This window comes from uncultured Wocania sp., from assembly GCF_964021735.1.
Classification (GTDB): domain Bacteria; phylum Bacteroidota; class Bacteroidia; order Flavobacteriales; family Flavobacteriaceae; genus Wocania_A.
This window is the reverse complement of record NZ_CAXIBN010000264.1, coordinates 1-2,684: the sequence shown is the minus strand read 5'-3', so window position 1 is coordinate 2,684 and position 2,684 is coordinate 1. Positions and strand designations below refer to the sequence as shown.

Here is a 2,684-nt window from a genome sequence, read left to right as displayed (position 1 = left end):
TTGATCGGATATAAACTGTTTGTTAATATGGTTTATATCCGCCGTTAAACGAAGTTATGTTTTTTTTCTGACAAAGTCAAGCAAGTATTCAAATCAAATGTTTCAGCTAGTTTTATAAAGCTTACACAAAACCTCCTTTCAATTTAAAATCAAATCCTTACTTTTATGTTTTAAAATTAAACAAAACTACTTGATTTCCTTCTTCAAGGAAATGACATAAATAATTTATTAATGAAAGTTATAAATCAAAACATCCATATTGATGGTATCGATAAAAAGATACTTAGGGCTTTAATGGCAGATGCCCGAACACCAATATTAGAAATTGCACGGGGCGTCGGTATTTCTGGTGCGGCCATTCATCAACGCTTACGGAAGCTTGAAAAATCGGGGTTAATTTCGGGATCAAAATTTATTATCAATCCAAAAGTGTTGGGTTATACCACCATGGCTTTTATAGGTATTTATTTAGATAAAGCCATGAGTAACCCTGAAGCGGTAAGGCAGTTAAAAAAAATACCAGAAGTTTTAGAATGCCATTACACGACTGGTAATTGGAGTGTTTTTATTAAAATATTGTGTAAAGATAACGAACACTTAATGCATTTGCTTAATAAAGAAATTCAATCAATTTCTGGGGTGTCGCGAACCGAAACGTTTATATCATTAGACCAACAAATTGATAGACAAATAAGTATTTAAAGTACAAAGCCAAAACAATTGTTTTGGCTTTGAATTATTATAAATGAGATGCTGAAACAAGTTCAGCATGACAAAACACTTTCTATATTACATTTTCATTAACCAAGAACGCACATCGACTTCTTGCTTAATAATAGCGCGTAAATCTTCTATTTTAACACGCTGTTGCTCCATAGTATCTCTATGACGAATAGTAACGGTGTTATCTTCTAAAGTATCATGATCTACCGTAATACAAAAAGGTGTTCCGTTAGCATCTTGCCTTCTGTAACGGCGTCCAACAGCATCTTTTTCATCATAAATTACATTAAAATCCCATTTTAAATCATCTATAATTTTACGAGCAATATCTGGTAATCCGTCTTTTTTAACCAATGGTAAAACAGCTGCTTTTACAGGAGCCAAAACACTTGGTAATTTTAAAACGGTACGTGTTGTTCCGTTTTCTAGTTCTTCTTCTTGCAATGAATTTGAAAATACTGCTAAAAACATGCGATCTAAACCAATAGACGTTTCTAAAACATAAGGCGTATAGCTTGCATTATCTTCGTGGTCAAAATACTGTAATTTTTTTCCTGAATATTCTTCGTGTGCTTTTAAATCGAAATCGGTACGTGAATGAATACCCTCTAATTCTTTAAAACCAAACGGGAATTTAAACTCAATATCAGCAGCGGCATCAGCATAATGTGCTAACTTTTCATGGTCATGGAAACGGTAATTATCTTCGCCCATGCCTAAAGATAGATGCCATTTTAATCGTGCTTCTTTCCAGTGTTCGTACCATTCTTTTTGCGTACCAGGTTTTATAAAAAACTGCATTTCCATTTGCTCGAACTCACGCATTCTAAAAATAAATTGTCTTGCAACAATTTCGTTCCTAAAAGCTTTTCCAGTTTGTGCAATTCCAAACGGAATTTTTAATCGACTTGTTTTCTGTACATTTAAAAAGTTTACAAAAATACCTTGAGCCGTTTCTGGACGTAAGTATAAATCCATAGCAGATTCTGCCGATGCACCCAACTTAGTACCAAACATTAAGTTAAACTGTTTAACATCAGTCCAGTTTTTACTTCCTGTTAACGGGTCTGCAATTTCTAATTCTTCAATAAGTGCTTTAACATCAACTAAATCTTCATTCTCTAAAGATTTTGCCATCCTAGAAAGCGTACTGTTTATTTTTTCTTGATACCCAACTACACGTCCGTTAGTAGAAACAAATTCTTCTTTATTAAAAGCATCGCCAAAACGTTTTGCTGCTTTAGCCACTTCTTTATCAATTTTAGCTTCAATTTTAGCACAATAATCTTCAATTAAAACATCGGCTCTGTAGCGCTTTTTAGAATCTCTATTATCAATTAATGGATCGTTAAAGGCATCAACGTGCCCTGAAGCTTTCCAAGTGGTTGGATGCATAAATATAGCAGCATCAATACCCACTATATTTTCGTTCATTTGCACCATGGCTTTCCACCAGTAGTCACGTATGTTTTTCTTTAGTTCGGCTCCGTTTTGTGCATAGTCGTAAACTGCGCTTAAACCGTCATAAATTTCGCTACTTTGAAATACATATCCGTACTCCTTTGCATGCGATATTACCTTCTTAAATTTATCGTCTTGATTTGCCATAGGTGCAAAAATAAAAAACCGCTTTAAACTAAAGGCGTTCTTGATTAAAATTTGTGACGAATTCATTAATAAATATTTATATTCGTGTATTTGAGACTGATTTTTGGTAATAATCCTCGATTTCACAAAATGTTTAAATCACTTGTCAATTTATTCTTCCCAAAAGTATGTTATGCTTGTCTTAACTTATTGAATGATAACCAAGACACCATTTGTATTGATTGCAGGCATGATTTACCTGTTACTAACTTCCATTTTGATAATAATGATGCCGTAAAAAAAGTACTTTACGGTAGAGCTAAAATTGAAAACGGAACAGCGCTTTTTAGATTTGAAAAAAAAGGATTGGTGCA

The 2,684-nt window shown here is 33.4% G+C and carries 2 protein-coding genes and 1 pseudogene; 2 read left to right on the top strand and 1 reads right to left on the bottom strand.

Translation table 11 applies throughout. The features are described from left to right. Window positions 1-231: 231 nt before the first annotated feature. Window positions 232-702, top strand: a complete 471-nt coding sequence (locus tag AADI82_RS14780) for an Lrp/AsnC ligand binding domain-containing protein (RefSeq protein ID WP_034041888.1) — start codon at window positions 232-234, stop codon at window positions 700-702. 87 nt (window positions 703-789) lie between these two features. Here AADI82_RS14780 and AADI82_RS14775 read toward each other — a convergent pair whose 3' ends face one another. Beyond that, the gene (locus AADI82_RS14775; protein ID WP_341217179.1) at window positions 790-2,331 is read right to left on the bottom strand and encodes a glycine--tRNA ligase; all 1,542 of its coding nucleotides are present in this window, start codon (window positions 2,329-2,331) and stop codon (window positions 790-792) included. 129 nt (window positions 2,332-2,460) lie between these two features. On the opposite strand from AADI82_RS14775, the pseudogene AADI82_RS14770 reads away from it, so the two are divergent. Beyond that, window positions 2,461-2,684: pseudogene (locus AADI82_RS14770) on the top strand (ComF family protein); the annotation flags it as partial.